The sequence below is a fragment of the Devosia sp. MC532 genome (assembly GCF_016461625.1).
In the GTDB taxonomy this organism is placed as follows: Bacteria; Pseudomonadota; Alphaproteobacteria; order Rhizobiales; family Devosiaceae; genus Devosia.
This window is the reverse complement of record NZ_JAEMNZ010000003.1, coordinates 280885-304300: the sequence shown is the minus strand read 5'-3', so window position 1 is coordinate 304300 and position 23416 is coordinate 280885. Positions and strand designations below refer to the sequence as shown.

Annotated in this window: 26 protein-coding genes and 1 pseudogene; 21 read left to right on the top strand and 6 right to left on the bottom strand. The window is 57.8% G+C overall.

All coding sequences use genetic code 11. The features are described from left to right. Positions 1 to 4 precede the first annotated feature (4 nt). Together JHC09_RS06095 and JHC09_RS06090 are read left to right on the top strand one after the other, a co-directional pair. Positions 5 to 424: a PqqD family protein gene (locus JHC09_RS06095; RefSeq protein WP_199531212.1), complete on the top strand. Its 420-nt coding sequence runs from the start codon at positions 5 to 7 to the stop codon at positions 422 to 424. After that, positions 378 to 1499: a nucleotidyltransferase family protein gene (locus tag JHC09_RS06090; RefSeq protein WP_199531211.1), complete on the top strand. Its 1122-nt coding sequence runs from the start codon at positions 378 to 380 to the stop codon at positions 1497 to 1499. The genes JHC09_RS06095 and JHC09_RS06090 overlap by 47 nt, the downstream gene beginning before the upstream one ends. Positions 1500 to 1526: 27 nt before the next feature. Here JHC09_RS06090 and JHC09_RS06085 read toward each other — a convergent pair whose 3' ends face one another. Continuing rightward, positions 1527 to 2192: a TetR family transcriptional regulator C-terminal domain-containing protein gene (locus JHC09_RS06085; protein WP_199531243.1), complete on the bottom strand. Its 666-nt coding sequence runs from the start codon at positions 2190 to 2192 to the stop codon at positions 1527 to 1529. Positions 2193 to 2422: 230 nt separating this feature from the next. Here JHC09_RS06085 and JHC09_RS06080 point away from each other — a divergent pair, with 230 nt between their 5' ends. The 10 genes from JHC09_RS06080 to JHC09_RS06035 all read left to right on the top strand — a co-directional run bounded on the left by JHC09_RS06080 (position 2423) and on the right by JHC09_RS06035 (position 13869). Further along, complete coding sequence (locus JHC09_RS06080) at positions 2423 to 3703, top strand: aspartate aminotransferase family protein (RefSeq protein ID WP_169194505.1); 1281 nt, start codon at positions 2423 to 2425, stop codon at positions 3701 to 3703. Positions 3704 to 3762: 59 nt separating this feature from the next. Next, on the top strand, positions 3763 to 5259 hold the full coding sequence (locus tag JHC09_RS06075; RefSeq protein ID WP_199531210.1) for a CoA-acylating methylmalonate-semialdehyde dehydrogenase: 1497 nt from the start codon (positions 3763 to 3765) through the stop codon (positions 5257 to 5259). A 157-nt stretch (positions 5260 to 5416) separates the two neighbouring features. Continuing rightward, the gene (locus JHC09_RS06070; protein WP_199531209.1) at positions 5417 to 6667 is read left to right on the top strand and encodes a Zn-dependent hydrolase; all 1251 of its coding nucleotides are present in this window, start codon (positions 5417 to 5419) and stop codon (positions 6665 to 6667) included. 82 nt (positions 6668 to 6749) lie between these two features. After that, positions 6750 to 7166: an endonuclease domain-containing protein gene (locus JHC09_RS06065; RefSeq protein ID WP_199531208.1), complete on the top strand. Its 417-nt coding sequence runs from the start codon at positions 6750 to 6752 to the stop codon at positions 7164 to 7166. A gap of 63 nt (positions 7167 to 7229) precedes the next feature. Next, entirely contained in the window at positions 7230 to 8681 is a 1452-nt protein-coding gene (gene hydA, locus JHC09_RS06060; RefSeq protein ID WP_199531207.1) for a dihydropyrimidinase, read from the top strand. Between the two features lie 154 nt (positions 8682 to 8835). Beyond that, a complete protein-coding gene (locus JHC09_RS06055; protein WP_199531206.1) occupies positions 8836 to 9624 on the top strand; it encodes an ABC transporter ATP-binding protein in 789 nt (262 codons plus the stop codon). A gap of 151 nt (positions 9625 to 9775) precedes the next feature. After that, complete coding sequence (locus tag JHC09_RS06050) at positions 9776 to 10645, top strand: ABC transporter permease (RefSeq protein WP_199531205.1); 870 nt, start codon at positions 9776 to 9778, stop codon at positions 10643 to 10645. A 20-nt stretch (positions 10646 to 10665) separates the two neighbouring features. After that, the gene (locus tag JHC09_RS06045; RefSeq protein WP_248308910.1) at positions 10666 to 11754 is read left to right on the top strand and encodes an ABC transporter permease; all 1089 of its coding nucleotides are present in this window, start codon (positions 10666 to 10668) and stop codon (positions 11752 to 11754) included. A gap of 21 nt (positions 11755 to 11775) precedes the next feature. Next, a complete protein-coding gene (locus tag JHC09_RS06040; protein ID WP_169194220.1) occupies positions 11776 to 12753 on the top strand; it encodes an ABC transporter substrate-binding protein in 978 nt (325 codons plus the stop codon). A 240-nt stretch (positions 12754 to 12993) separates the two neighbouring features. Further along, on the top strand, positions 12994 to 13869 hold the full coding sequence (locus tag JHC09_RS06035) for a hypothetical protein (protein ID WP_199531203.1): 876 nt from the start codon (positions 12994 to 12996) through the stop codon (positions 13867 to 13869). 133 nt (positions 13870 to 14002) lie between these two features. On the opposite strand, the gene JHC09_RS06030 is transcribed toward JHC09_RS06035, so the two are convergent. Next, positions 14003 to 15067 carry a DUF4037 domain-containing protein gene (locus JHC09_RS06030; protein WP_199531202.1) on the bottom strand — a complete coding sequence of 355 codons (1065 nt, stop codon included), beginning with the start codon at positions 15065 to 15067 and terminating at the stop codon, positions 14003 to 14005. 185 nt (positions 15068 to 15252) lie between these two features. On the opposite strand from JHC09_RS06030, the gene JHC09_RS06025 reads away from it, so the two are divergent. The 3 genes from JHC09_RS06025 (at position 15253) to JHC09_RS06015 (ending at position 17851) form a co-directional block, all read left to right on the top strand. Beyond that, positions 15253 to 16380: a Gfo/Idh/MocA family oxidoreductase gene (locus JHC09_RS06025; RefSeq protein ID WP_199531201.1), complete on the top strand. Its 1128-nt coding sequence runs from the start codon at positions 15253 to 15255 to the stop codon at positions 16378 to 16380. A gap of 110 nt (positions 16381 to 16490) precedes the next feature. Then, positions 16491 to 16925, top strand: coding sequence for an Rrf2 family transcriptional regulator (locus tag JHC09_RS06020; RefSeq protein ID WP_169194224.1), 435 nt, complete (start codon positions 16491 to 16493; stop codon positions 16923 to 16925). Positions 16926 to 16954: 29 nt separating this feature from the next. Then, positions 16955 to 17851, top strand: coding sequence for an NAD(P)/FAD-dependent oxidoreductase (locus JHC09_RS06015; protein ID WP_199531200.1), 897 nt, complete (start codon positions 16955 to 16957; stop codon positions 17849 to 17851). A 12-nt stretch (positions 17852 to 17863) separates the two neighbouring features. On the opposite strand, the gene JHC09_RS06010 is transcribed toward JHC09_RS06015, so the two are convergent. Next, the gene (locus JHC09_RS06010) at positions 17864 to 18775 is read right to left on the bottom strand and encodes an HNH endonuclease (protein WP_199531199.1); all 912 of its coding nucleotides are present in this window, start codon (positions 18773 to 18775) and stop codon (positions 17864 to 17866) included. A 129-nt stretch (positions 18776 to 18904) separates the two neighbouring features. Here JHC09_RS06010 and JHC09_RS06005 point away from each other — a divergent pair, with 129 nt between their 5' ends. From JHC09_RS06005 to JHC09_RS05985, 6 genes and pseudogenes are all read left to right on the top strand, one after another. Next, positions 18905 to 19207 (top strand): SelT/SelW/SelH family protein, encoded by a 303-nt coding sequence (locus tag JHC09_RS06005; protein ID WP_199531198.1) that lies wholly within the window; start codon positions 18905 to 18907, stop codon positions 19205 to 19207. 58 nt (positions 19208 to 19265) lie between these two features. Further along, a pseudogene (locus tag JHC09_RS16875) lies at positions 19266 to 19448 on the top strand (DUF1508 domain-containing protein); the annotation flags it as partial. After that, positions 19434 to 19631, top strand: coding sequence for a DUF1508 domain-containing protein (locus JHC09_RS16870; protein ID WP_248305898.1), 198 nt, complete (start codon positions 19434 to 19436; stop codon positions 19629 to 19631). The pseudogene JHC09_RS16875 and the gene JHC09_RS16870, both read left to right, overlap by 15 nt. 196 nt (positions 19632 to 19827) lie before the next feature. Further along, positions 19828 to 21081 (top strand): FAD-binding oxidoreductase, encoded by a 1254-nt coding sequence (locus tag JHC09_RS05995; protein ID WP_199531242.1) that lies wholly within the window; start codon positions 19828 to 19830, stop codon positions 21079 to 21081. A gap of 53 nt (positions 21082 to 21134) precedes the next feature. Beyond that, on the top strand, positions 21135 to 21392 hold the full coding sequence (locus JHC09_RS05990; protein ID WP_199531197.1) for a ribbon-helix-helix protein, CopG family: 258 nt from the start codon (positions 21135 to 21137) through the stop codon (positions 21390 to 21392). Beyond that, complete coding sequence (locus tag JHC09_RS05985; RefSeq protein ID WP_199531196.1) at positions 21392 to 21700, top strand: type II toxin-antitoxin system RelE/ParE family toxin; 309 nt, start codon at positions 21392 to 21394, stop codon at positions 21698 to 21700. The genes JHC09_RS05990 and JHC09_RS05985 overlap by 1 nt, the downstream gene beginning before the upstream one ends. Positions 21701 to 21735: 35 nt before the next feature. Here the strand turns inward: JHC09_RS05985 and JHC09_RS05980 are convergent, their stop codons facing one another. From JHC09_RS05980 to JHC09_RS05970, 3 genes are read right to left on the bottom strand one after another with little or no spacing between them, the layout of a single operon-like run. Next, on the bottom strand, positions 21736 to 22329 hold the full coding sequence (locus JHC09_RS05980; protein WP_199531195.1) for an SCO family protein: 594 nt from the start codon (positions 22327 to 22329) through the stop codon (positions 21736 to 21738). After that, positions 22329 to 22871, bottom strand: a complete 543-nt coding sequence (locus tag JHC09_RS05975) for a copper chaperone PCu(A)C (RefSeq protein ID WP_199531194.1) — start codon at positions 22869 to 22871, stop codon at positions 22329 to 22331. The genes JHC09_RS05980 and JHC09_RS05975 overlap by 1 nt, the downstream gene beginning before the upstream one ends. Before the next feature lie 48 nt (positions 22872 to 22919). Continuing rightward, positions 22920 to 23354, bottom strand: coding sequence for a hypothetical protein (locus JHC09_RS05970; protein WP_199531193.1), 435 nt, complete (start codon positions 23352 to 23354; stop codon positions 22920 to 22922). Positions 23355 to 23416 lie beyond the last annotated feature (62 nt).

Below are 23416 nucleotides of genomic sequence, written 5' to 3'. Positions count from 1 at the left end.
TGAGATGACCGAGACATTCCTTCAAACAGCTGAACCCAATTGCAGCGCCGAGGAATTTGATGGCGAGTTGGTGGCCATCAATCTCGAAACTGGCATCTATTTCAGTATCAAGGCCTCCGGCGCTGCTATTTGGGGTGACCTCAATGCCGGTCACTCGATCGAAACGATCCGAGCTCTCGCCAGCGCGCGCGGCGATCTCGCGGTCACGACAGACAGCTTCATACAGCAGTTGCAGGATCATGGCTTGATGCGACGCGTCGATAGCGCCGCGGTGCCGAGCAAAGCTCCCAGCTTCGCCGCCTTTACAGATGCTGTAGATCTGCCCGAATTGGAATCCTTTGGCGACATGCAGAGCCTTTTGCTGTTGGATCCCGTGCATGAAGTGGACGCTGAAGTCGGTTGGCCGCTTGCAAAGAAGGACTGAGGCGAACTCAGTCACAGCGATGACCGCGTCACCTGCAGAGCGCGCGCTTGCTCCCTACCTTGATCGTTCCTACGCGCTCGTGCTGCGAGCGATTGCGCAGAGCGGGCCGGCCTCTATTGAAGCATACACAGAATGGCGCGCGCGAACCCCTTTGAGCGCCGTTCCCTTTGCGCAACACCGTGCGTTCCCGATGCTCGCCGATTTCGTGACCCGGGAGAATATCGAGGAGCGTGAATACGAGCGCCTGCGCGGCGTGGGCCGAAATCTCTTTACCAGAAGCGCGGCAAACCTGCACCACTTACGGCAGGTTCTGGATCTAATGGCCCAGCAGACCATCGCGCCCATCCTGCTGTCAGGGTTGGCTTTGCACGCGCACAAGGCGGTGCGTTTGGATGGGATGGCTCTCGGCGCACTGGAACTGCTGGTCCCGGCCGCACAATTTCATGTGGCCCAAGACCTCTTCAAAGCAAATGCCTATCGCCCCGTGAGCGAAAGGCCCGCGCCAGACAACGCTTCTTGGCACCCGCCGAGCAGCGACTGTTTGATCATTCTCAGAACGAGCCCGTTACCCAGTCTGACCAATCGGCATTTCGTACAAGAGTGCATCGCAGCGTCTCACATACACCAATTCCAAGACAGGCATGTGCGGGTGCTATCTCCGACCGAGCTACTGTTTTGTGCCTGCGTGCAGCCCGCGATCCATGACGATATCGCCTGTTTCACAGCGATGCTTCAGGGCCATGCGCTACTCGCCACTGTGCCTAACGCGATTGACTGGGTGGCGCTTCAAGCCCGCATTCGACGTCACGAATTGCAGGCCTATGCTCTGGCCTATTTTCAGTTTTTGACACAACACACCGCGCATGACGTTCCAAACACGTTCATGGCCGCGCTCAACGCCAAGGTTCGCCAAGACAATATCGACGAATGGATGGCCGACAGGCAGCGAGCAACAAGACGTTCAATCGGCCAAAAAGCGGGGAAGGCCTATCGGGATCTGCGCTTTTCCCGGCACAGTCCATCGACGGTCGTTGGCAAGATTATACGCAGCATGACGCGACGCCTCGGTCGCTGAGACACCGCGGTTTCCCTGCGCCCGTCGTTATCGGCTACTCGCCGTCCGCAGGATGCCCTGCATGAACAAATGCTCCAGCGTGCGGGCGGCGTCTTCAAAGCGGCCTTCTCCGTTGCGGCCTGGCCCGAGAATAGCGCGAACCTGCACGTCAAAATCGGCGTAGTGCTGGGTGGTCGCCCAGATGGCGAAAATCAAGTGATAGGGGTCGGTGCGCGCCAGCTTGCCCTCGTCCATCCAGCGCAGCAAAATCTGCGCTTTTTCGTCGACGAGATTTTTCAGATCCACCTCGATCATGTCGATGACATGCTCGGCCCCACGCAGCATTTCATTGGCGAAGAGACGACTTTCGCGGGGGAAATCGCGCGCCATCTCCAGTTTGCGGCGGATGTACGAACGGATTTCGCTGGCTGGGTCGCCATCGGCCTTCATTTCATGCAACGGGGCCAGCCAAGTGGTCAGCAGCTCGGAAATCAGACGACGGTGAATCTCCTCCTTGCGTGGGAAGTAATAAAGCAAGTTGGGCTTACTCATTCCCGCCACTTCAGCGATTTGATCAATGGTCGACCCTCGGAAGCCATGGACAGAAAAGACCTCAAGCGCCGCACCAAGGATAAGGTCGTGCTTTTCTTTCTGTATTCGAGTCAGCGCCTTAGGCTTTTTACTAGGCTTCGCGATCACATCCTGACCAGTCATTGCTGAATTTTTACTCACCCCCACAAGTTTCCCGCTCGTCTTTGTATTGTTCGTGCTCATTTTCGCCTTGCGGGAATGGATAGGGATGGTAACATTTTTCCAATTGGTCAAAATTTCCTGACTTCTGGCGTCATCGTCAAGTCTGTTTGACGCAAGACTTAAGTTCAGGGGGGAGTTCTATAGTGTCGCCATCATCCACCGTTGCGCCAAACGACCTCAGCGCGTTCTGGATGCCGTTTACGGCAAATCGCCAGTTTAAGCAGAACCCACGCATGTTCGTGGCTGCCAAAGACATGCACTACACCACCGCTGATGGCCGCCAAGTGCTCGATGGCACCGCAGGCCTGTGGTGCTGCAATGCTGGCCACGCGCGCCCAAAAATTGTTGAGGCCATTGCCAAACAGGCCGCTGAGCTGGATTACGCGCCTGCCTTCCAAATGGGGCATCCCAAGGCGTTCGAGCTCGCAAACCGCCTTGTCGACATCTCCCCTGCCGGGCTCGACCATGTTCTCTTCACCAACTCTGGTTCTGAATCGGTTGAGACCGCGCTCAAAGTTGCGCTCGCCTATCAGAAGGTTATCGGCCAAGGCTCACGAACACGTCTGATCGGTCGCGAACGCGGCTATCACGGGGTCAATTTCGGCGGCATTTCCGTTGGCGGCATTGTCACCAATCGCAAAATGTTCGGCACGCTGCTCACCGGCGTCGACCACCTGCCACATACCCATAACCTCGCCAAAAATGCCTTCTCGCGCGGCGAACCGGAACACGGCCTAGATCTGGCTGACGAGCTCGAACGCATCGTGACCCTGCACGACGCATCCACCATCGCAGCGGTTATTGTTGAGCCCGTGGCCGGGTCCACCGGCGTGCTCATTCCACCGCCAGGCTATTTGAAGCGCCTACGCGAGATCACCAAGAAGCACGGTATTCTTCTTATTTTCGACGAGGTCATCACTGGCTACGGCCGTCTCGGCACACCATTTGCCGCCGACTATTTTGGCGTTGTGCCTGACATGATGGTCACGGCGAAGGGTCTCACCAATGGCGTCATCCCAATGGGCGCTGTCATGGTCTCCAAGGAAATCCACGACGCCTTCATGACCGGGCCGGAGAACATGATCGAGTTCTTCCACGGCTATACTTACTCGGGCAATCCTATTGCCTCGGCGGCGGGTCTCGCCACGCTCGAAACCTACAAGGATGAAGGTCTGCTCACGCGCGGCGCCGAACTGGCCAAAGTTTGGGAAGATGGTCTGCACAGCCTTAAGGGGCTGCCGCATGTCATAGACATTCGCAATATCGGCCTCGTTGGCGCTATCGAGCTGAAACCCATCGACGGCGCACCGACCAAGCGCGCCTTCTCGGCGTTCCTAAAAGCCTATGAACAGGGCGTCCTCATTCGCACCACCGGCGACATCATTGCGCTGTCGCCACCGCTGATCGTTTCTGAAAGCCAGATCGATCAGATCGTCACCACACTGTCCGACATTCTCAAGACGCTGGACTAAACCGGGACGGCGCAGAGCGGCTGAGGGGCCGCACTGCCCGCCTACTCTAGGAGGGAAAATTGCAGGTCATTGAGAACGCCGTCGCAGGCAAACGTTATGTCTCCACATCCTCTCGCCGCGTCCCGGTTTTTAATCCGGCAACAGGCGAACAATCGGCTGAGCTGCCGCTCTCGACGCTCGATGAGTTGAACGCCGCTGTCGCCAATGCCAAACACGCTCAAGTGGCTTGGGGCAATACCCCGCCGATGAAGCGCGCCCGCGTCATGTTCAAGTTCAAGGCGCTGCTCGATCAATATTCTGATGATCTGGCCCGCGAAATCTCCAAAGAGCACGGCAAGGTGCATGACGATGCCTTGGGCGAAGTCGCCCGTGGCATTGACTGCGTCGACTTTGCTTGTGGCATTCCGCATCTCTTGAAGGGCGAGTTCAGCCGCAATGTCGGCCCGTCCATCGACAGCTATTCGGATCGGCAGCCGCTGGGCGTTGTTGCCGGGATTACCCCGTTCAACTTCCCGGCCATGGTGCCGATGTGGATGTATCCAGCCGCTATCGCTTGCGGCAATGCCTTTATCCTAAAACCGTCGGAACGCGATCCATCCGCTCCAATGCTGGCCTGGAACCTCTTTATGGAAGCAGGCCTTCCCGAAGGCATTCTTAATATCGTCCATGGCGATAAGGAAATGGTCGACGGGATTTTGGACCATGACGACATCAAGGCTGTGTCCTTCGTTGGCTCGACCCCGATTGCCGAATATGTCTACCAGCGCGGCACCAAAGCCGGCAAACGCGTGCAGGCCCTCGGCGGCGCCAAAAACCACATGATCATCATGCCAGACGCGGACCTCGATCAGGCCGCCGATGCGCTGATGGGCGCAGGCTATGGCTCAGCGGGCGAACGTTGTATGGCGATCTCGGTGGCTGTGCCCGTTGGCAAGCAGACAGCGGATACGCTGGTGGCAAAGCTGAAACCACGCGTTGAAGCCCTGAAAATTGGCCCTGCGACCGATAAGGACGCCGAAATGGGTCCGGTCGTCACCAAAATGCACCGCGATAAGATCGTCGGCTATATCGATAGCGGCGTTGAAGACGGCGCTGACCTCGTCGTTGATGGCCGCGGTTTCAGCCTACAGGGCTATGAAAATGGCTATTATGTCGGCGGCACTCTGTTCGACAATGTCGAGCCCGAGATGAAGATTTATAAGGAAGAAATTTTTGGACCGGTGCTCTCGGTTGTGCGCCGGGACAGTTTCCAAGACGCGGTCGATCTCATCCACGGGCACGAATATGCCAATGGCACGGCCATCTTCACCCGCGACGGCGACGCCGCTCGTGAATTTGCCGACAAGATCGAAGTGGGCATGGTGGGCATTAACGTGCCCCTCCCCGTGCCGGTGGCCTACCACTCCTTCGGCGGATGGAAGCGCAGCCTATTTGGCGATCATTCCATCTACGGGCCTGAAGGCATTCACTTCTATACGCGGCTCAAAACCGTCACCACCCGCTGGCCAGCCGGCATCAAGGGTGGTGCCGAATTTAGCTTCCCAAGTGTGAAGTAGGCAAAGATGAGGAGCAGGATCGAACATAAGTTGATCTCTGCGACCCCGCTCCGGCGGCCCAGCGCCGCACATAATGCTATTGAAGGTAAGCCCTGCCGCTCGCGCACCGCGACGGCAGGGCTTTTTATTTCGACCTTAAGAATGACGAGACACACGCATGACCGCACCCGGTGAAAACCTCAAGATCAATGGCGACCGGCTTTGGGATAGCCTGATGGAGATGGCCAAGATTGGCCCCGGTGTGGCTGGCGGCAATAACCGTCAAACCCTCACCGACAGCGACAAAGCAGGACGCGAGCTTTTTAAGCGATGGTGCGACGAAGCCGGGCTCACGATGGGCGTCGATCAAATGGGCACAATGTTCATGACCCGCGCGGGCACCGATCCTGATGCCTTGCCCGTCTACATTGGCTCGCACCTCGATACGCAACCAACCGGCGGTAAATACGACGGTGTGCTTGGCGTTCTCGCAGGCCTAGAGGTCGTCCGCTCAATGAACGATCTCGGCATTCAAACCAAGCACCCGATCGTCGTGACGAACTGGACCAACGAAGAGGGCGCGCGCTTTGCCCCCGCCATGCTGGCGTCAGGCGTATTTGCTGGTGTCATTAGCCAGGACCACGCCTATGGCCGCAAAGACCAAGACGGCAAAAGCTTTGGCGATGAGCTCAAGCGTATTGGCTGGCTGGGCGACGAAGAGGTCGGCGCGCGCAAAATGCACGCCTATTTCGAATATCACATCGAGCAGGGCCCGATCCTTGAAGCCGAAGAAAAGCAGATCGGCGTCGTCACCCATTGCCAAGGCCTGTGGTGGCTCGAGTTCACTCTCACCGGCCGCGAGGCGCACACCGGTTCCACCCCGATGAACATGCGCGTCAATGCTGGGCTCGCCATGGCCCGCATTTTCGAGATGGTGCAGGACGTGGCAATGGGCGAACAGCCGGGCGCTGTTGGCGGCGTGGGGCAGGTCAAATTCTCACCAAACTCGCGCAATGTGCTCCCCAGCACTGTCATCTTCACGGTCGACATCCGCACGCCAGACCTCGCCAAGCTCAATCGCATGCGCGCCGAAATCGAAAAGCGCGCTGCCGCGATCTGCGACGAAATCGGCGTTAAATGCGCAGTTGAAGCCATTGGTCATTTTGATCCGGTCACCTTTGACCCAACGCTTGTTGGCCGTGTGCGCGCAGCCGCCGAACGCCTTGGCTACAGCCATATGAATGTCATCTCTGGCGCGGGCCATGACGCGTGCTGGGCGGCAAAGGTCGCTCCATCGACCATGATCATGTGCCCCTGTGTCGGTGGGCTATCGCACAATGAAGCGGAAGAGATTTCCCCCGAATGGGCCGCAGCCGGAGCCGACGTGTTGCTGCACGCCGTTCTCGAAACAGCGGAGATCGTGGGGTGAAGACAGTGCTCCTGCATAAGCACCCTCTTTACCTCTTCCTTTGGGGGAGAGGTCGACGCGTTGCGTCGGGTGAGGGGGCCTTATGAGCACGCTCAAAACCAAGTTTGCCGCCCAAGCCGCCAAACGCCTCCGCGCCAATTTGACTGACGCGGAGATAAAACTCTGGGAGCACATCCGCGACAGGCAATTGAACGGGTTCAAATTCGTTCGGCAGTTGCCAGTGGGCGCTTATATCGTCGACTTCGCCTGTCGAGAAGCTGAACTTATTGTGGAGCTTGATGGCGGCCAACACGCCGAGAATGCCAACGACGCAGCGAGAACGAGGGATCTCGCTGCCCACGGCTATTCGGTCCTACGCTTCTGGAACCACGACGTTTTGGAGAACACCGAAGGGGTGCTCACTGCCATTGCCGAGCATTTGAGCAAGGCCCCCTCACCCGGACTTCGTTTCACGAAGACCGACCTCTCCCCCAAAGGGAGAGGTGAAGAGAGGGTGTAAATAGACATCGCCGATCCGCGCGAGGGGAAAGCGCGGATCGGGCAGACTTTAGAGGGAACGACAATGAGTAAAGTTATCAAGAACGGCACGGTGGTCACGGCCGACCTGACCTACAAAGCCGACGTGAAAATCGAAGGCGATGTGATCGTTGAGATCGGCGACAACCTCTCCGGCGATGAGGTTTTGGACGCGACCGGCTGTTACATCATGCCCGGCGGAATTGATCCGCATACCCACCTCGAAATGCCCTTTATGGGCACGTATTCTGCCGATGATTTTGAAAGTGGTACGCGCGCTGGCCTTATGGGCGGCACCACAATGGTCATCGATTTTTGCCTGCCCAATCCCAACCAGAGCCTCTTAGAAGCGCTCAAAATGTGGGACAATAAAACCGGCAAAGCCTATGCCGACTATTCCTTCCACATGGCCGTCACCTGGTGGGGCGAGCAGGTTTTTGACGAAATGGCCGAGGTGGTCGATCGGGGCATCACCTCGTTCAAGCATTTCATGGCCTATAAGGGCAGCCTGATGGTGAACGACGATGAGATGTTCTCCTCGTTCCAGCGCTGCGCCGACCTTGGTGCACTGCCCCTCGTTCATGCTGAAAACGGCGATATTGTCGCTGCGATGACGGCAAAGCTTCTCGCAGAAGGCAATACCGGCCCTGAAGGCCACGCCTATTCTCGCCCGCCAGAAGTGGAAGGGGAAGCCACCAACCGCGCCATTATGCTGGCCGATATGGCGGGTGTGCCGCTCTATGTCGTTCACACTTCTTGCGAGCAGGCCCACGAAGCCATCCGCCGCGCCCGCGCCAAGGGCATGCGCGTTTATGGCGAGCCGCTGATCCAACACCTGACGCTGGATGAAAGTGAATATTTCAATCCCGATTGGGACCACGCCGCCCGCCGCGTCATGTCTCCTCCGTTCCGCAATAAACAGCACCAGGACTCGCTCTGGGCAGGCTTGCAATCCGGCTCGCTCTCCTGCGTTGCCACCGACCACTGCGCCTTTACCTCCGAGCAGAAGCGCAATGGCATTGGCAATTTCTCAAAAATACCAAACGGCACTGGCGGTCTCGAAGATCGCCTGCCTGTGCTGTGGACCGCTGGCGTCAATACCGGTCGTCTGACCATGAATGAGTTCGTCGCCGTAACCTCGACCAATATCGCCAAAATCCTCAACATGTATCCGAAAAAGGGGGCTGTGCTGGTTGGCGCCGATGCCGATCTCATCGTCTGGGACCCGGAACGCACAAAGACCATTTCGGCCAAGAGCCAGCAATCGGTCATCGAATACAACGTGTTTGAAGGCTTTGAATGCAAGGGGATGCCGCGCTTTGTGCTGACCCGTGGCCATCTCTCGGTCGTCGAAGACAAGTTCCAGGGCGAGCAAGGCCACGGCAAGTTTGTGGCGCGTGACGCCAAGAACCCGGTCAACCGCGCGCTCAGCACGTGGAAGGACATCGTCTCTCCTCGCAAGATCGAACGCGCTGGCATCCCAGCGACGGGGGTTTGATGACTTTTTTGACTAGTTTTCTACCGAAGGCCCCCTCACCCGGCCCAATGGGCCGACCTTTCCCCCTAGGGAGAGGTGAAGAGGGTGCACTGGTTAACCTCTCCCCTTGGGGGAGAGGTCGACGCAACGCGTCAGGTGAGGGGGCCTCTGCGCAATGACCACTGTCGTTCACGCTCAAAATCTTGGCCTCACCTTCCCCACCGGCGACGGCGACGTTGTTGCGCTCTCTGACGTCAATTTGACCATCAACAAGGGTGAGTTTGTCTCCTTCATCGGCCCCTCTGGCTGCGGGAAAACGACATTTTTGCGCACCATTGCCGATCTTGAACGCCCCACATCCGGCACGCTGACCGTCAATGGAAAGACTGCCGAACAGGCGCGAAAAGACCGCTCCTATGGCTATGTGTTTCAGGCCGCCGCGCTCTATCCGTGGCGCACCATTGAAAGGAACGTCGCCCTACCCCTCGAGATTATGGGGCATTCTGCCAGTGAGCAGGCCGAACGCATCAAGCGCACCATGGAGCTGGTGAACCTTTCCGGCTTTGAGAAGAAATACCCATGGCAACTGTCGGGTGGCATGCAGCAGCGTGCCTCCATCGCTCGCGCGCTCAGCTTTGACGCCGATCTTCTACTGATGGACGAGCCCTTTGGGGCGCTCGACGAGATCGTCCGAGACCATCTCAATTCCGAGCTTTTGAAACTCTGGGCGCGGACCGAAAAAACCATCTGCTTTGTCACCCACTCCATTCCCGAGGCGGTGTATCTGTCGACAAAAATCGTCGTCATGTCCCCCCGTCCGGGCAGGGTAACCGACATTATTGAGAGCACGCTGCCCAAGGAGCGGCCGCTCGACATTCGCGAAACGCCTAGGTTTTTAGAAATTGCCGCGCGTGTTCGGGACGGGCTGCGGGCCGGACATTCCTATGATGAGGAGCATGTATAGCCATGCTTATTTCTCTTCGTCATGAAGGCCTCCATCTAACCTCCCCCTATGAGGGAGAGCGATCAGCTGGTGTCCTGGGTACGCCGCCAGTAAGATCACCAGCTAACCCCCTCCCCCTCTCAGGGGGAGGTTGGGTGGGGGTATCGCCCCCATGCTGAACCGTATTCTCCCCGTTCTCACCATTCTCATCGCCATTGTCGCCTTTTGGTACGCGATGGCGATCCATATGAACGCGCCCTGGCAGAACACGCTCAACACCCGCGCAAATCTGGAAAATGTGCCCTTCTCCGAGTTTGCTCAGCAAACTTGGGCGCAGGCCAAACCTGTGTTGCCAGCGCCCCATCAGGTGTTTTCCGAGATTTGGAGCGCAACGGTGGCGATGGAGCTCACCTCCAAGCGCTCGCTCGCCTATCACAGCTGGATCACCCTCTCAGCCACGCTTCTCGGCTTTACCTTCGGCACGGTTTTGGGCGTGCTGTTGGCTGTCGCGATCATTCACAATGATGCCACCGACCGCTCTTTGATGCCGTGGATCATTGCCAGCCAGACCATTCCAATTTTGGCGGTTGCGCCGATGATTGTGGTGGGGCTGGGGGCCGTCGGCCTCACGGGCATGATCCCGAAGGCGTTGATCTCCATGTATCTCTCCTTCTTCCCCGTCGTTGTCGGCATGGTGAAGGGGCTGCGCTCGCCGGAAAATATCCAGCTCGATCTGATGCGCACCTATGATGCCAATTCCTGGCAGGTGTTCTGGAAGCTGCGTTGGCCAGCGGCCATGCCCTTCCTGTTTGCCACAATGAAGGTGGGCATTGCTATCTCGCTGATCGGCGCCGTGGTGGCAGAGCTGTCCAATGCCGCCGGTGGTGGCCTTGGCGTGCGTCTGCTCACGGGCTCCTACAACGGTCAAACCGTGCAAATCTGGGCGGCGCTGTTCTTGGCCGCAGGGATTGCCGCCGTCTTGGTGGCGCTGGTCGGTTCGGCTGAAAAATACGTCAACGCTCGCATGGGGGCTCGCGCATGATTTCGCTCGCTTTCACACCCATGCAAAAGCTTCTCGCCTGTGTTGCAGGGGGCAGCGCCGCGCTTGGCTTGGTCTTTTCATTGACCAATCTGAGTGCCGCGCCACTGCTGCTGATCTTCTTTATCGCGGGGGCACTCACGCTCATCCGCTTTAAAAAGCCGCTGCCGATCTGGGTCGACGGCCTGCTGATGGTGTTTGGCGCCTATGCCCTCATCGCTTCCTTGCCTGCTGAAGGCACGATGCCCGGCCACCATTGGTTAGCGCTGATCTCGGCTTGGGCGTTTTCTTGGTTGTTCGTTGAAGAGCTCTCCACCGCCATTCGCTTGGGAAAACTGCCGCACACCGGCACGGGGCTGGTCATTCCAACCATATTTGGCCTGGCCCTGCTCATTGTTTGGGAAGTCATCACGCGCGGCGCTGGCGTGCCGCCCGTGCTTCTGCCCTCCCCTTCAGCCATCGCCGCCCGCATGGCGGCCGAGACCTATATTCTAACTCAGGACTTCATTCAGACTTTCATCAAATCCGTGCTGCCCGGCTATGTCATTGGCTGTCTTGCCGGTCTCCTTGTTGCCATTGCGGTTGATCGCTCGCCCTTCTTGAAGGCGGGCATCATGCCGATTGGCAATTTCATGTCGGCGCTTCCAATCATCGGGATCGCGCCGATTATGGTCATGTGGTTCGGTTTCGATTGGCAGAGTAAAGCTGCGGTCGTGGTCGCCATGACCTTCTTCCCCATGTTGATCAACACGGTGGCCGGGCTCAACGCAGCCTCGTCCATCGAGCGCGATCTCATGCACACCTATGCCGCCAACTATTGGCAAACCCTTATGAAGCTCAGGCTCCCCGCTGCGGGCCCCTTCATATTCAACGCCCTCAAGATCAATTCGACCTTGGCCTTGATCGGCGCAATCGTAGCGGAGTTTTTCGGGACGCCCGTCGTGGGAATGGGCTTCCGAATTTCGACCGGTGTTGGCCGTTTGGCCATTGATCTGGTCTGGGCGGAGATCGCTGTTGCGGCGGTCGCGGGGTCCGCCTTCTACGGTGTCATCGCTCTCATCGAGAGAGGTGTCACCTTCTGGCATCCGTCTGTCCGTGGTGGACGGGCGTAAAAGGGAAACGGGAACGCAAAAATGAAGAAAATTCTTGGAGGCCTTGTCGCAACCGCAATGGTTATGTCGGCAAGTTCAGCACTGTCAGCAGACGCACTCACCCTGCAGCTGAAGTGGGTCACGCAAGCCCAGTTTGCGGGCTATCTCGTTGCAGAAGCCAAAGGCTTTTATGACGAGGAAGATCTCGACATCACCATTCTTCCCGGCGGTCCCAACATCGCCCCAGAACAGGTGATCGCTGGCGGCGGCGCCGACATTATTGTCACCTGGATGGCAGCCGGCATGGCCGCGCGCGAAAGCGGCGTGCCGCTCGTCAACATCGCCCAGCCCTATAAGCGCGCTGGCCTGATGATGATCTGCCCGACTGAAACCGGCGTCAAAACCGAAGCCGACTTTCCCGGAAAGACGCTCGGCGTTTGGTTCTTCGGCAATGAATATCCGTTCTTTGCTTGGATGAATAAGCTCGGTCTGGCCACCGATGGTTCGGCAGGCGGCGTCACCGTGCTGCAGCAGAGCTTTGACGTCCAGCCGATGATCCAGGGTCAGGCAGATTGTATCTCGGTAATGACCTATAACGAATATGGTCAGGCGCTGGATGCAGGCTACAGCCCAGACAATCTCACCATCTTCAACTACACCGAAATGGGTAATGACCTTCTCGAAGATGGTCTCTACGTCATGGAAGACAGCCTCAAGGATCCGGCCAAGGTTGACGCCTATGCCCGCTTCGTTCGCGCTTCGATGAAGGGCTGGGGCTATGCGCTCGAGAACCCAGATGAGGCCGCACAGATCGTTGTCGACGCCGACGAAACCGGCGCCGCCGAACTGGCGCACCAGCTCTACATGGTCAAGGAAGTGACCAAGCTCGTCGACCCAGATGACGCTGCGCTCGACATGGCGACCTATGATCGTACCGTCAAGGCGCTCCTTGACCAGAAGATCGTCAAGGCCCTGCCAGAAGGCGCCTACACCACTGTCGTCACCGACGCACTGAAGTAAGCTTTCTACCCAATCAGCTTTGCAGAGCGGGGGCCTTCGGGCTCCCGCTTTTGTTTATCTTGCGGCAGCTTTACGCCGACCCCCGGAACCATCCGGCCTGACAATGGATTACCTCTTACATACAAATCCAAAGAGAGGCTTTTCGATGAACTCCATTATCTACCTCGTTGGTCTGGTCGTAATCGTCCTCGCCATTCTTTCCTTCATCGGCTTGGCTTGAGCGAAAGGGAGGAGCATCTCATGGCACTCAACACGCCCCCCGGTGTTACCGTCATAGACACCGCTCCCGCGCCTGTAGCAGAAAGCAGCTATGTCGATTGGCCCGCGATTATTGCGGGGATCGTTCTGGCCACCGCTATCTCGCTGGTCCTGATTAGCTTTGGTGCTGCCATTGGACTTAACTTTGTCGACTTTCATGGTCGCGACGGCGCGCCTGTCTGGCTCGTCGGCATAGGCGCCGCCCTCTGGTTTCTCTGGATCCAGATCTCCAGCTTTATGGCCGGAGGCTATCTCACCGGCAGATTGCGTCGCCGCAAATTCGACGCCACCGCCGATGAATCCGACCTGCGTGATGGTGCCCATGGCCTCTTGGTCTGGGGCGGCGCGATGATTTTTGGTGCAGCGCTGGCTGTCGGCGGCATTGGGGCCCTTGGCTCCGCTGTGGGGAGTGCCGCAACAACTGCGGCCACAGCAATGGCTGCCGATGACTCAAGCCCCAATGATTATTTTGTCGACACTCTGTTCCGTGCCAGCATTCCGGTCGATCCCGGCGTCGCCCGTGACGAAGCTCTACGGATCTATGCGCAATCAGCCCTCACCGATGCTGAGATCAGCGCCGAAGACCGCAGCTATCTTGTTGGCCTTGTCGCTTCGACCACCGCACTGCCCCCTGCAGAAGCTGAAGCACGTGTTGATCAAGTGAACGCAACGATTGCCGAGGCCCGCGCCACAGCACTTGAAGCGGCCCGTATAGCCCGCAACACGGGCATTCTTGCCGCCTTCCTGATCGCAGCATCGTCTTTGGTTTCGGCCATTGGCGCGTTCTGGGCGGCCCAGAAGGGTGGCAATCACCGCGACGAAAACACCGTTCACGCTGGCGTCTTCCGCCGCTTCTAGCGCTTAAGGAAACAAGGAGAACACCATGTTCAAAGGTCTCGCTCTCTGGCTTCTCGGCGTGCCGATTTGGCTAATCATTATTATTTTTCTCGTGACCTAGCCTTTTTAACGGCCCTCCCAACGGAGGGCCGTTTTAGTTTTCGGCCGCCGAGTTCACCCTTCGAGCAACAGCGGCACGTTCCAGCACTGGGGTGGCATCGGAAAGCTGATCGATCCCTCCAAAGGGAAAGCGCGCCAGAAGGGTGCTATCGCCAATCTTGGCAAGCGCCGCCTCGACGGCTGTTTCCACATTGATCGTTTGAAATCCGCGCTCGTGATAGGGCCCAATCTTTCCGTCAAACGGGGCGATGTTGAGGGATTTTTGCATTTGCGCCATCAGCAGATACGCGTCCGCCAAGGCACTTTCGCGCTCGCCCCAATATTTTGCGCCCAACACGCGCTCCAGCACAGGTCGAAGCTTGTCAGAGACTGTCAGTTGGGCAAAGCCAGTGCCGAACCATTTGGCATAGGGCGCATACTGCCGTTCCAGCAGATAGGCCAAGCGCATCACGTCCCGCACCAAACGCGCCGCAATGATGCGCGAGCCCAGATCATCGCCATTCATCCCGGTGCGCCCGACAAAGGCCTGCTCTTCCCCGATCCGCGCCCATTGCGCGGCGATTTTATAGTGCCACACATCATCGGGCAGATAGGCCAACGCGTCACGCGCAGCAGTGAGCGTGCCAGCGTCGTCTCGAAACACTGCGCCGCCGCAAAACTCCAAGAGCTTTTGTTCAGGCACGCCCAACCAGTCACTAGTGGTCCAATTGATATCGCCACGCGCAAAATGATCCTCTAAGCGTCCCGCAACTGTGTGTATCTCCAGCCCATGACCCATATCACCAGCAGCCCAGCGACGGTTGGCGGGCGGGTGCGGGCGTGATCGCCACGCGATCGGCTCGCCATGTAGGCTCTGCGGCGCGTGGGCGATGAAACCGACAACCAGCGCGCGTGCATACGCGTCAAAATCGGCCTCACTCACGATAATATGGACGCGCGGGCCCCAATTGTGGTCGCGCGACATCTCATCGTCATAGCCCAAGACGTCGGAGCCAAATCCCAACAGCGCCGCGGCATAGGGCATGTTCGGCACTCGCTCCGCCAGAAACGGAGCCACCAAGTCCTCATAGAACCGGCGCGATAATGTAATCCCTTGCATGGCGTCTCCCTCACCTCGCCCAAGCGTCGCCCAGTTCTTCGCGGCCGTAAACTGCCAAAAGCACGGCCTCATTTTCTCTCTGCTCGAACGGGTGATGAAAACGATACAAAAATCATACAATACCCCTTCCCGAACACATTGCGCTTGGTTAGGTTGACGTACGTACATCTGGGAGGAGTGCGCTTATGTCGGGCAAGAGCCTGGGTATCGGAATTATCGGTACCGGCAATATTTCGTCGGCCTATTTGAAGGCAATCTTGGGCAAAGATGGCCTATCCGGTTTTCCGGTATTGAACGTGAAGGCCTTGGCTGACGTGCGTCCAGAAGCGGCTCAAGCGCGCGCCAACGAGTTTGGGCTCGCAGCGAAAAGCATTGAAGCGCTGCTCGCCGATCCCGAGATCCAGCTCGTCATCAACCTCACCATTCCAAGGGCCCATGTCGATGTGGGGCTAAAATGCCTTTTCGCTGGCAAGCATGTGTATTCCGAAAAACCCTTCGGCATTAATTTTGAAGAAGGGCAGACCCTTCTCAACGCTGCCAAGAAGGCCGGTCTTCGTATCGGCTCTGCTCCGGATACCTTCTTGGGCGGTTCGCATCAGCAGGCGCGTGCCGTAGTCGATAGCGGCGCGCTTGGCACCATCATTGGCGGCACAGCCTATTTCCAATGCCCAGGCCACGAAAGCTGGCATCCAGATCCGGCTTTTTATTATGACATCGGCGGCGGCCCTATGCTCGACATGGGCCCCTATTACATCACCGATCTCGTCAATCTCTTGGGGCCGGTCGAGCGTGTCGTGGGGATGAGTTCGCGCCTTCGCAACGAACGCACAATCACCTCAGCTCCCAAGAAGGGTCAGAAAATGCCCGTCTTGGTCGACACTCACGTAACCGGTTCTTTGGGTTTTGCCAGTGGCGCTATTGTGCAGGTCGCCATGTCCTTTGACGTCGCCGCTCAAAAGCATGTGCCGCTCGAAATCTACGGCACCGAACAGACGATGATTGTCCCCGACCCGAATTTCTTCGGCGGCGAGGTTGAACTGCGCAAACGCGGTCGCGACGAAACCTGGACCAGCGTTGCTGTCGAGCAACCTTATGCCGACGGCAATTATCGCTCGCTCGGCGTCGCCGATATGGCGCAAGCCATTTTGGACAATCGCCCACACCGCGCCAATGGCGATCTGGCCCTCCATGTTCTTGAAGTCATGGAAGCCTTTGAAATTTCGGCTCGTGAAAACCGTACCGTCTTCATCAAGACGCCGGTCGAGCGGCCGGAACCTCTAGCGTCCAGCTTGACGAATGGACGGTTAGGGTAGGCAGACTTTTCGTCACTTCACTCCATCTCTCCCAGCCTCAACCCCGGGTTCGCCCGGGGTCTTCTTTTTGACCCTTGACGCTAGCCCTTATATGTAACTATAAAAGTTACATGAAGCGTTCCAGTCGTCTCTCCACCGCCCTCCATGCCTTGGTGCATTTGCAGGCGCAGCCAGACAAAACCGTCTCCTCGGCGGATCTGGCGACATGCCTACAAACCAACCCGGTGGTAGTACGCCGCATTTTGGGAGAGCTGCGGGACGCCGATATCGTGAAGGCCAGCAAGGGACCGACCGGTGGCTGGAGCCTCTCCCGCCCCGCAGGCGAGATCACCTTGCGCGACATTTATCAAGCTTTGGGCGAGCGTCTTCTCGTCCGCACCGAAAGCGATCCGGGCGACTGCTCTTGCGCGATTGTGCGCTCCGTTGACCGGGTCATGCACGAATTTCTTGAAGACGCCGAAACGCTGCTGTCAGCGCGGCTTGCCCGCACCCGTCTCAGCGATTTGGCGACAGAAGCGATAAGCGCCGGGTTCAAGACCCTCTAGCGCTGCCACATTCAACTCTGGAGTTTATCATGGAAGATGTCACCATCATCGGGGGCAGCTTTGCGGGGCTTGCTGCCGCCTTGCAGCTGGGTCGCGGTCGTCGCCAAGTCACCGTGCTCGACTCTGGTCTTAATCGCAATCGATACGCCCACGAGGCGCATAATATTTTTGGCTTCGATGGCGTGCCACCGTCGCAGATTCTCGCGACAGCACGGGCTCAGATCGCCACCTATCCCATGGTCAAACTGATTGCTGCCAAGGCCAAAACGGCTTCCGGCGTGCCCGACGCATTCACCGTGACCACGGACGCGGGCGAGACAATCACCAGCCGTCGCCTGCTGCTCGCCTATGGCATTACCGACGAATTCCCAGCCATTCCCGGCTTTGCCGAAGCTTGGGGCAAAACTGTCATCCACTGCCCCTTCTGCCACGGCTATGAAGTGGCCGGGCAGCGTTGGGCGCTACTCTATGCTGGCGCGCCCGCGCTGCATGCTCTGGCGCTGTACCGCGATTGGACTGACCAGTTGACCCTCATTCTCGATGGGCATCAGCTCGAGCCCGAAATACGCTCCAAGATCTTGGCATCCGGGATTGCGATAGAAGATGGCAAGTTGACCGCTATCGATCAGGTCAATGGCATGGTCAAAGCCGTGACGCTGGACAATGGCAAGACGCTCGCTCTTGACGCCCTCTTCGCCCATCCGCGCAACCGCCCCTCAGCCAATCTTCATGAGCAATTGGGTCTGGTCACCAGCGAAACATTTACCGGCTCAATGATCACGGTAGAAGGCATGCAGCAAAGCTCCCGCCCGGGCATCTTTGCAGCCGGCGACCTCGCCACCGGCATGCATTCCGTAACCATCTCCACCCACGCCGGCTCCATGGCCGCAATCGGCCTCCAACAATCCATGCTCAAGGGGTTTTAGGGGGAGGGGCGCCTAGCACTTAAAACGATGCTCTCTGTGCCACGCGAGATAGGCCGGGTGCGGCCTATCTCGGCCAAGCGCAGGGCCAACCAAACGACCTGTACGATTGATAAGGCCTTCGACACTATCGCGGTCATTCACATGACGGGAGATGACAATCGACAAGTCATCTTCCACCGCGATGAGCCCTCGGTCGAACATCCAGTGGACGGTTCCAGATAGTGCCATGCCGTTATTGACACTGTCGGGACCTTTTTGATCGACCGACCTGATATGAGCGGCTTGCACCTCCGCACGACCGCCGCCATTGATCAATTTCATTCCCGTAATGGCGCAGCGCTTGTCATAGGCTTTCAGGATCAACTGCCTGAATATCTTATCGCGGCGCCATTTTTTGCCTGAAACAATGACCTGCTCGCGGTCAAACTCTCCAGCAAACGGCGCCTGGTACACTTCTGCAAATTCGTTCTCGTCCACACTGGCGTAATCTCCGTCATTACGCGGAAGTTCATCGCCTACGCCCCAGAGGCCGCGCTCTCGGATCGCGTCGAAATCAGATTTTGACATTGGACGGACGGCAGACTGCGCGCGACCAGAAATACGTCCTGCATCATTGAGCACCCCGCTCTCGACCACCCCATTAGCGTCCGCAAACGGGACCGAGTTTGGGAACTCCCAATAGCTCCCCGGTTCAATCAGCGCGAGATACATTCCCTCTGCGCTCGGGTCGGAGACAATCTTACTAACTCGAGCAATAGCAAAATAGCCGCGCGAATTGCGCACTTTGGTCGGCTCATAATAGACGATCCAATCGCCTTCAAATTGGGCCGCGCGCTTTAAATAGATAGCGGGAAACTGATACTTCTCCGCTGGCAGGTCATCATATACCGAGTCAGCTCTATGTATGAACACCCCAAATGCCATGCACGCCTCCCCGCGAGGCCCACTACACCCTAAGTATTCATACCAAGCAAGATTTTTGCGACCCGAATTTGCTCCTACCCAGCCCGACCCCGATTTGGCATGTTTCACCCAAACAGCACCGAGCACACCATGTCTGAAAAACTTGCGATCACCATCACCTACTGCACACAATGCAATTGGATGCTGCGGTCGGCCTGGATGGCGCAGGAACTGCTCTCGACCTTTAGTGACACGCTGGGCTCGGTAACGCTTATCCCCGGCACCGGCGGCATATTTGATATCCACTTCGGGGAAGATCTCGTCTGGGAACGCAAGGCGAATGGCGGATTTCCCGATAGTCGCGTGCTCAAGCAAATGGTGCGCGATCGGATTGATCCGGAACGCAGCCTTGGCCATACCGACGGCGTTCGCGCGCCCACAATCGAGGGCTGACCAACAACTTAGCCTACGCTAGTCTTACGAGGCCGACTCACGGAGGGGACATTTCGTCATGCCACATCGTTTCAATATTACCGGCGCTGCCAACGACCAGTTCAAATTTGATTTCTCCTATAATTCGGAAAAAATCTTCTGGTCCGAAAACTACAAGCAAAAGGCCTCGGCCAAGAGCGCCATTGAAAGCCTGAAGAAAAACGCGCCAGCCGCACCAACGGTCGATCTGTCCAAAGACGAGACCGGCTCGGGCTATCGCTTTGAAATCGTGGCCTCCAAGGACGGCCAGCATTTCGTGCGCTTCGTCGCCTCCAATGGCGAGACCATGGTCCGCACCGAGACCTACACCTCGAAAGCCTCTGCTAAAAACGCGATCAAATCGCTGCAAGAACGCGGCCCAGACGCCGACGTGGCTGAAGCATAGGCTCGCAACTGTCACGAACAGAACACTTCTCAGCCCGTGGTAATCGCCACGGGCTTTTCTTTTGGTCAACTTCGGCCCGCGCCTTATTCTTCTCCAAACCCGGTAAGATCAGCCGCGGAGCGATAGTCTTTTTCTACGCCCTCCGAGTGGCAGAAGAGAAAAATTTGCTCTAGCCTTGGGCTATTGAAAGGCGGTCATTATGAACGACGTCATTATCCTTGGTGCTGGTATTGTTGGTATTTCAACTGGGATCCATCTGCTGCGTCGCGGCCGAAGCGTCACCATCATTGATAAAAATGACCCGGGCCGCGAGACTTCATTTGGCAATGCCGGCATCATCCAGCGTGAGGGCGTTCGCCCGCACCCTTTCCCACGTGATCTGCACACATTGGCTCAAGTGGGCCTTCATCTCTCCGTTGCGGCTCGCTATGCCCCTCTTGCCTTGCCCAAGCTGGCGCCACCATTGCTCCGCTATTGGTGGGAATCCTCCCCCGAACACTATCGCCGTGTGGTGGAAAACTATGCGCCGCTCATCGGTCGCTCGATTGAGGCCCATTCCGATCTAATCAATGCTGCCGGGCCCGATGCCGAAAAGCTCATCAAGCGCGAGGGTTGGTATTTGGCCTTCCGCACGCCCGAAAAACTTCAGGCAGAAGCGGCCAAAGCCAAGCGCGATCTCGAGCTGTTTGGCGTCGGATATAAAGTCGTCGATCACGCCGCTCTCAGCGCCATCGAACCTTATGTCACGAGCAAAATCGTCGGCGCTATTCATTGGACAGACCCGTGGACGGTGAGCGACCCGGGTGCCCTCGTGACAGCTTATTTTGAGCTCTTCCGCGCGATGGGTGGCACCTTCATCAAGGGCGCGGCCTCCGACCTTTCCGAGAGTGCAGGCGTGTGGTCGACCAAGGTCAACGGCACGACCGTCACCGGCAAGCAGGCTGTCGTCACGCTCGGCCCATGGGCACCCGATGTGCTCGAGCCCTTAGGCTATCGCCTGCCGCTCTTTGTTAAGCGCGGCTATCACATGCATTATACGCTTGAGGGCAATGCCACCCTTGGTCACACACTGCTCGACCCCGAGGTCGGCTACGCTATGGCGCCCATGGCGCGCGGCGTGCGCATCACGACGGGTGCGGAGTTTGCGCTGCGCGATGCAGCACCAACGCCCGTTCAGCTCGCCAAAGCCGAGGCCAAAGCGCGCGAAATCTTCCCACTCGGCGAGCGCGTTGATCCTCAACCTTGGAAGGGCGCGCGCCCCTGCACGCCCGATATGATGCCCATTATTGGCAAAGCCCCACGCCACAACGGGCTTTATGTCGGCATTGGCCACGCCCACCACGGGTTCACCCTTGGCCCGGCAACGGGCGAACTTCTGGCGCAAGCGATGACCGGTGAGCCTACTGCGATCAACATCGCGCCATTCCGCATGGAGCGCTTCCTGCATTAATTGCCGATCCGGTGGGGGCGGTGTAAACTCTCCCCACCCCGTTGGAGGTGAGCATGTCGAACACCAACACGACTTTTATCATCAGCCTTTCGTCAGCGACCAAGGCGAAGCTCGAGCACGCCGCAAGCTTGAATGAGCGCAGCGAAAGCGCCCTTATCGAAGAAGCACTAACGGCCTATCTCGATCATGAGGACGAGATCGTACGCAGCATAAAGCAAGCGCTGGACGACGCGGCGCATGGCCGGGTTGTCGACCATAATGTTGCAATGACCGAATTAGAACGCGCCTTGCGGCCTAGCTCGGGCCACTAATGCGACGGATCGTTTGGACGCAAACCGCCCTAGACGATCTGCAAAATCAACTCCGCTACCTTGCAACGGCAGACGACCGCTTGCCCCTCAGAATTGTCGCCCAACTGCGCGCCGACATAGACAAGCTCAGCGCGCTCCCCTCTGGGCGGCCGGGACGTGTGCGGGGAACATTTGAAAAATCACTGATCCACCTGCCCTACATCGTCGCCTATGCTCTCGACACGGATCATTCGGGAGACAGGCTGGTGATCTTGCGGGTGATCCACAAGTCACGACTATGGCCAAAACAAACATGGCCGAAGCCGTAAGTGGAGGCGAGAACCCCGCCTCCACGAGAAAAGGCTTAGCCCTTTGCGAGCAGTTTTTTCAGCTTACCGATGGCGGTTGCGCCGCCTTCTTCATAGGCAATCGTGCCTTCAAACTCGCCATTGGCATTGATGAGATACACCGATGCTGTGTGGTTCATCGTGTAGTCACCGTTATCGAGCGGCGACTTTTCGTAGAATGCACCCCAGGCCTTGGCGAACGTGTCGATCTCTTCGAGCGAGCCGCTCAAGCCAACAACAGGCTCAGCCCAGGACACATAGTCAGCGACCACTTGAGGCGTATCGCGCTCTGGGTCAACGGTAACGAAATAGGCCTTCAAATCCTTCGCCTCTGGGCCAAGAACTTCGTACCAGCTGGTCATTTCCGCCAGAGTTGTCGGGCAGACATCCGGACAATGGGTGAAGCCAAAGAACAGCATCGATGGATTGCCGCTGAGGGAGGCATAAGTGAACTTATCTCCATTCCCGGCTTCGAGCGTATAGTCCCCGGCACCAAAGCTCGCGGTAACGGCAGGCCGATTGGCGTTGTAGACATAAAGGCCGGTCGCGGTCAGAGCCGCCGTGCCAACCAAAGCCCACAGAAGGACGCGGATGTTTTTCATGCGGGACATTATTCGTGGCTCATATGGCAAGGCGCGCCAGAGGCGGCAGTCGCTGCGATCGGCAGATCAATGGTGATCTCGCCAGCATTTTCAAAAGTCAGGGTAAGTGGGATGGTTTCGCCTTCCACCAATTGTTCGCTCAGGCCCATCAGCATCAGGTGATAGCCACCTGGCTTAAGCTCGACAGTTTCACCTGCCGGAATAACCAGTCCATCGGACAGCTGCTGCATTTTCATGACATCGCCAACCATAGCCATTTCATGGATCTGGCCTTCCTTGGCAACGGGCGAAGAGACCGAAATCAGGCGGTCATCGGCGTCGCCAGAATTCTGGACGGTGAAGTAGCCACCACCAACGGGTGCCTTGGGCAAGGTCGCGCGGGTAAATGCGCCGGTGATAGTCAGATCGCCGATTTTGGTTTCAGCGTGGGCTTCTGCCGGGGTGGACGTTTCAGCGTCCTTGCTGTGGTCAACGCCATTATGAGCAAAGGTAGGGCCTGCAACGACAAGCGGCAAAGCAAAAAGGGTCGCGCGGAGGGCGGAACGGAACATGGAACTCTCCAGATCAAAGGGGGCTAGTCGGGCACTTGGCCCAAGACGTCAGACCAGAGCTGGAGGCGCGCGCGATTGCCCGAAGTGCGCTGGCAAGGAGCCTGCCGCAACAAGGATTGAAGGAACGAAATTGCCAAGCGCGTGGGCTTCAGGCACCTCGATCGTGATTGCCGGCGGCAATACGGCCGTCAGCTGCGATTTGGCTACGCCCGTTGCAGGACAGGTCAGCGCTGCCGGGTCAGTTGGATCAGTGTCCCGATCATTGGCGATGGACGAGCAGACCGACCAACTGGCGAGGTTGGAAAAGCCGAGCGCATTGAGATCGCGTTGCAAACCAGCGGCGCTGTGCAGTGGCAGCAGCAGCGTCAGTACATACATCGCCAGCACCGCCAGAGCGATGCCAGTTTCACGCGCCAATGTATGTCTGCGGTTTGCCATGGCGCCAGCCATAGCCGGAACTGGCGCAAGGCTCAAGCGCGACACGCGATCACGCTTGCGCTAAGTTTAGAAACATTCTAAACAATGATTAGAACCATTCTAAACAG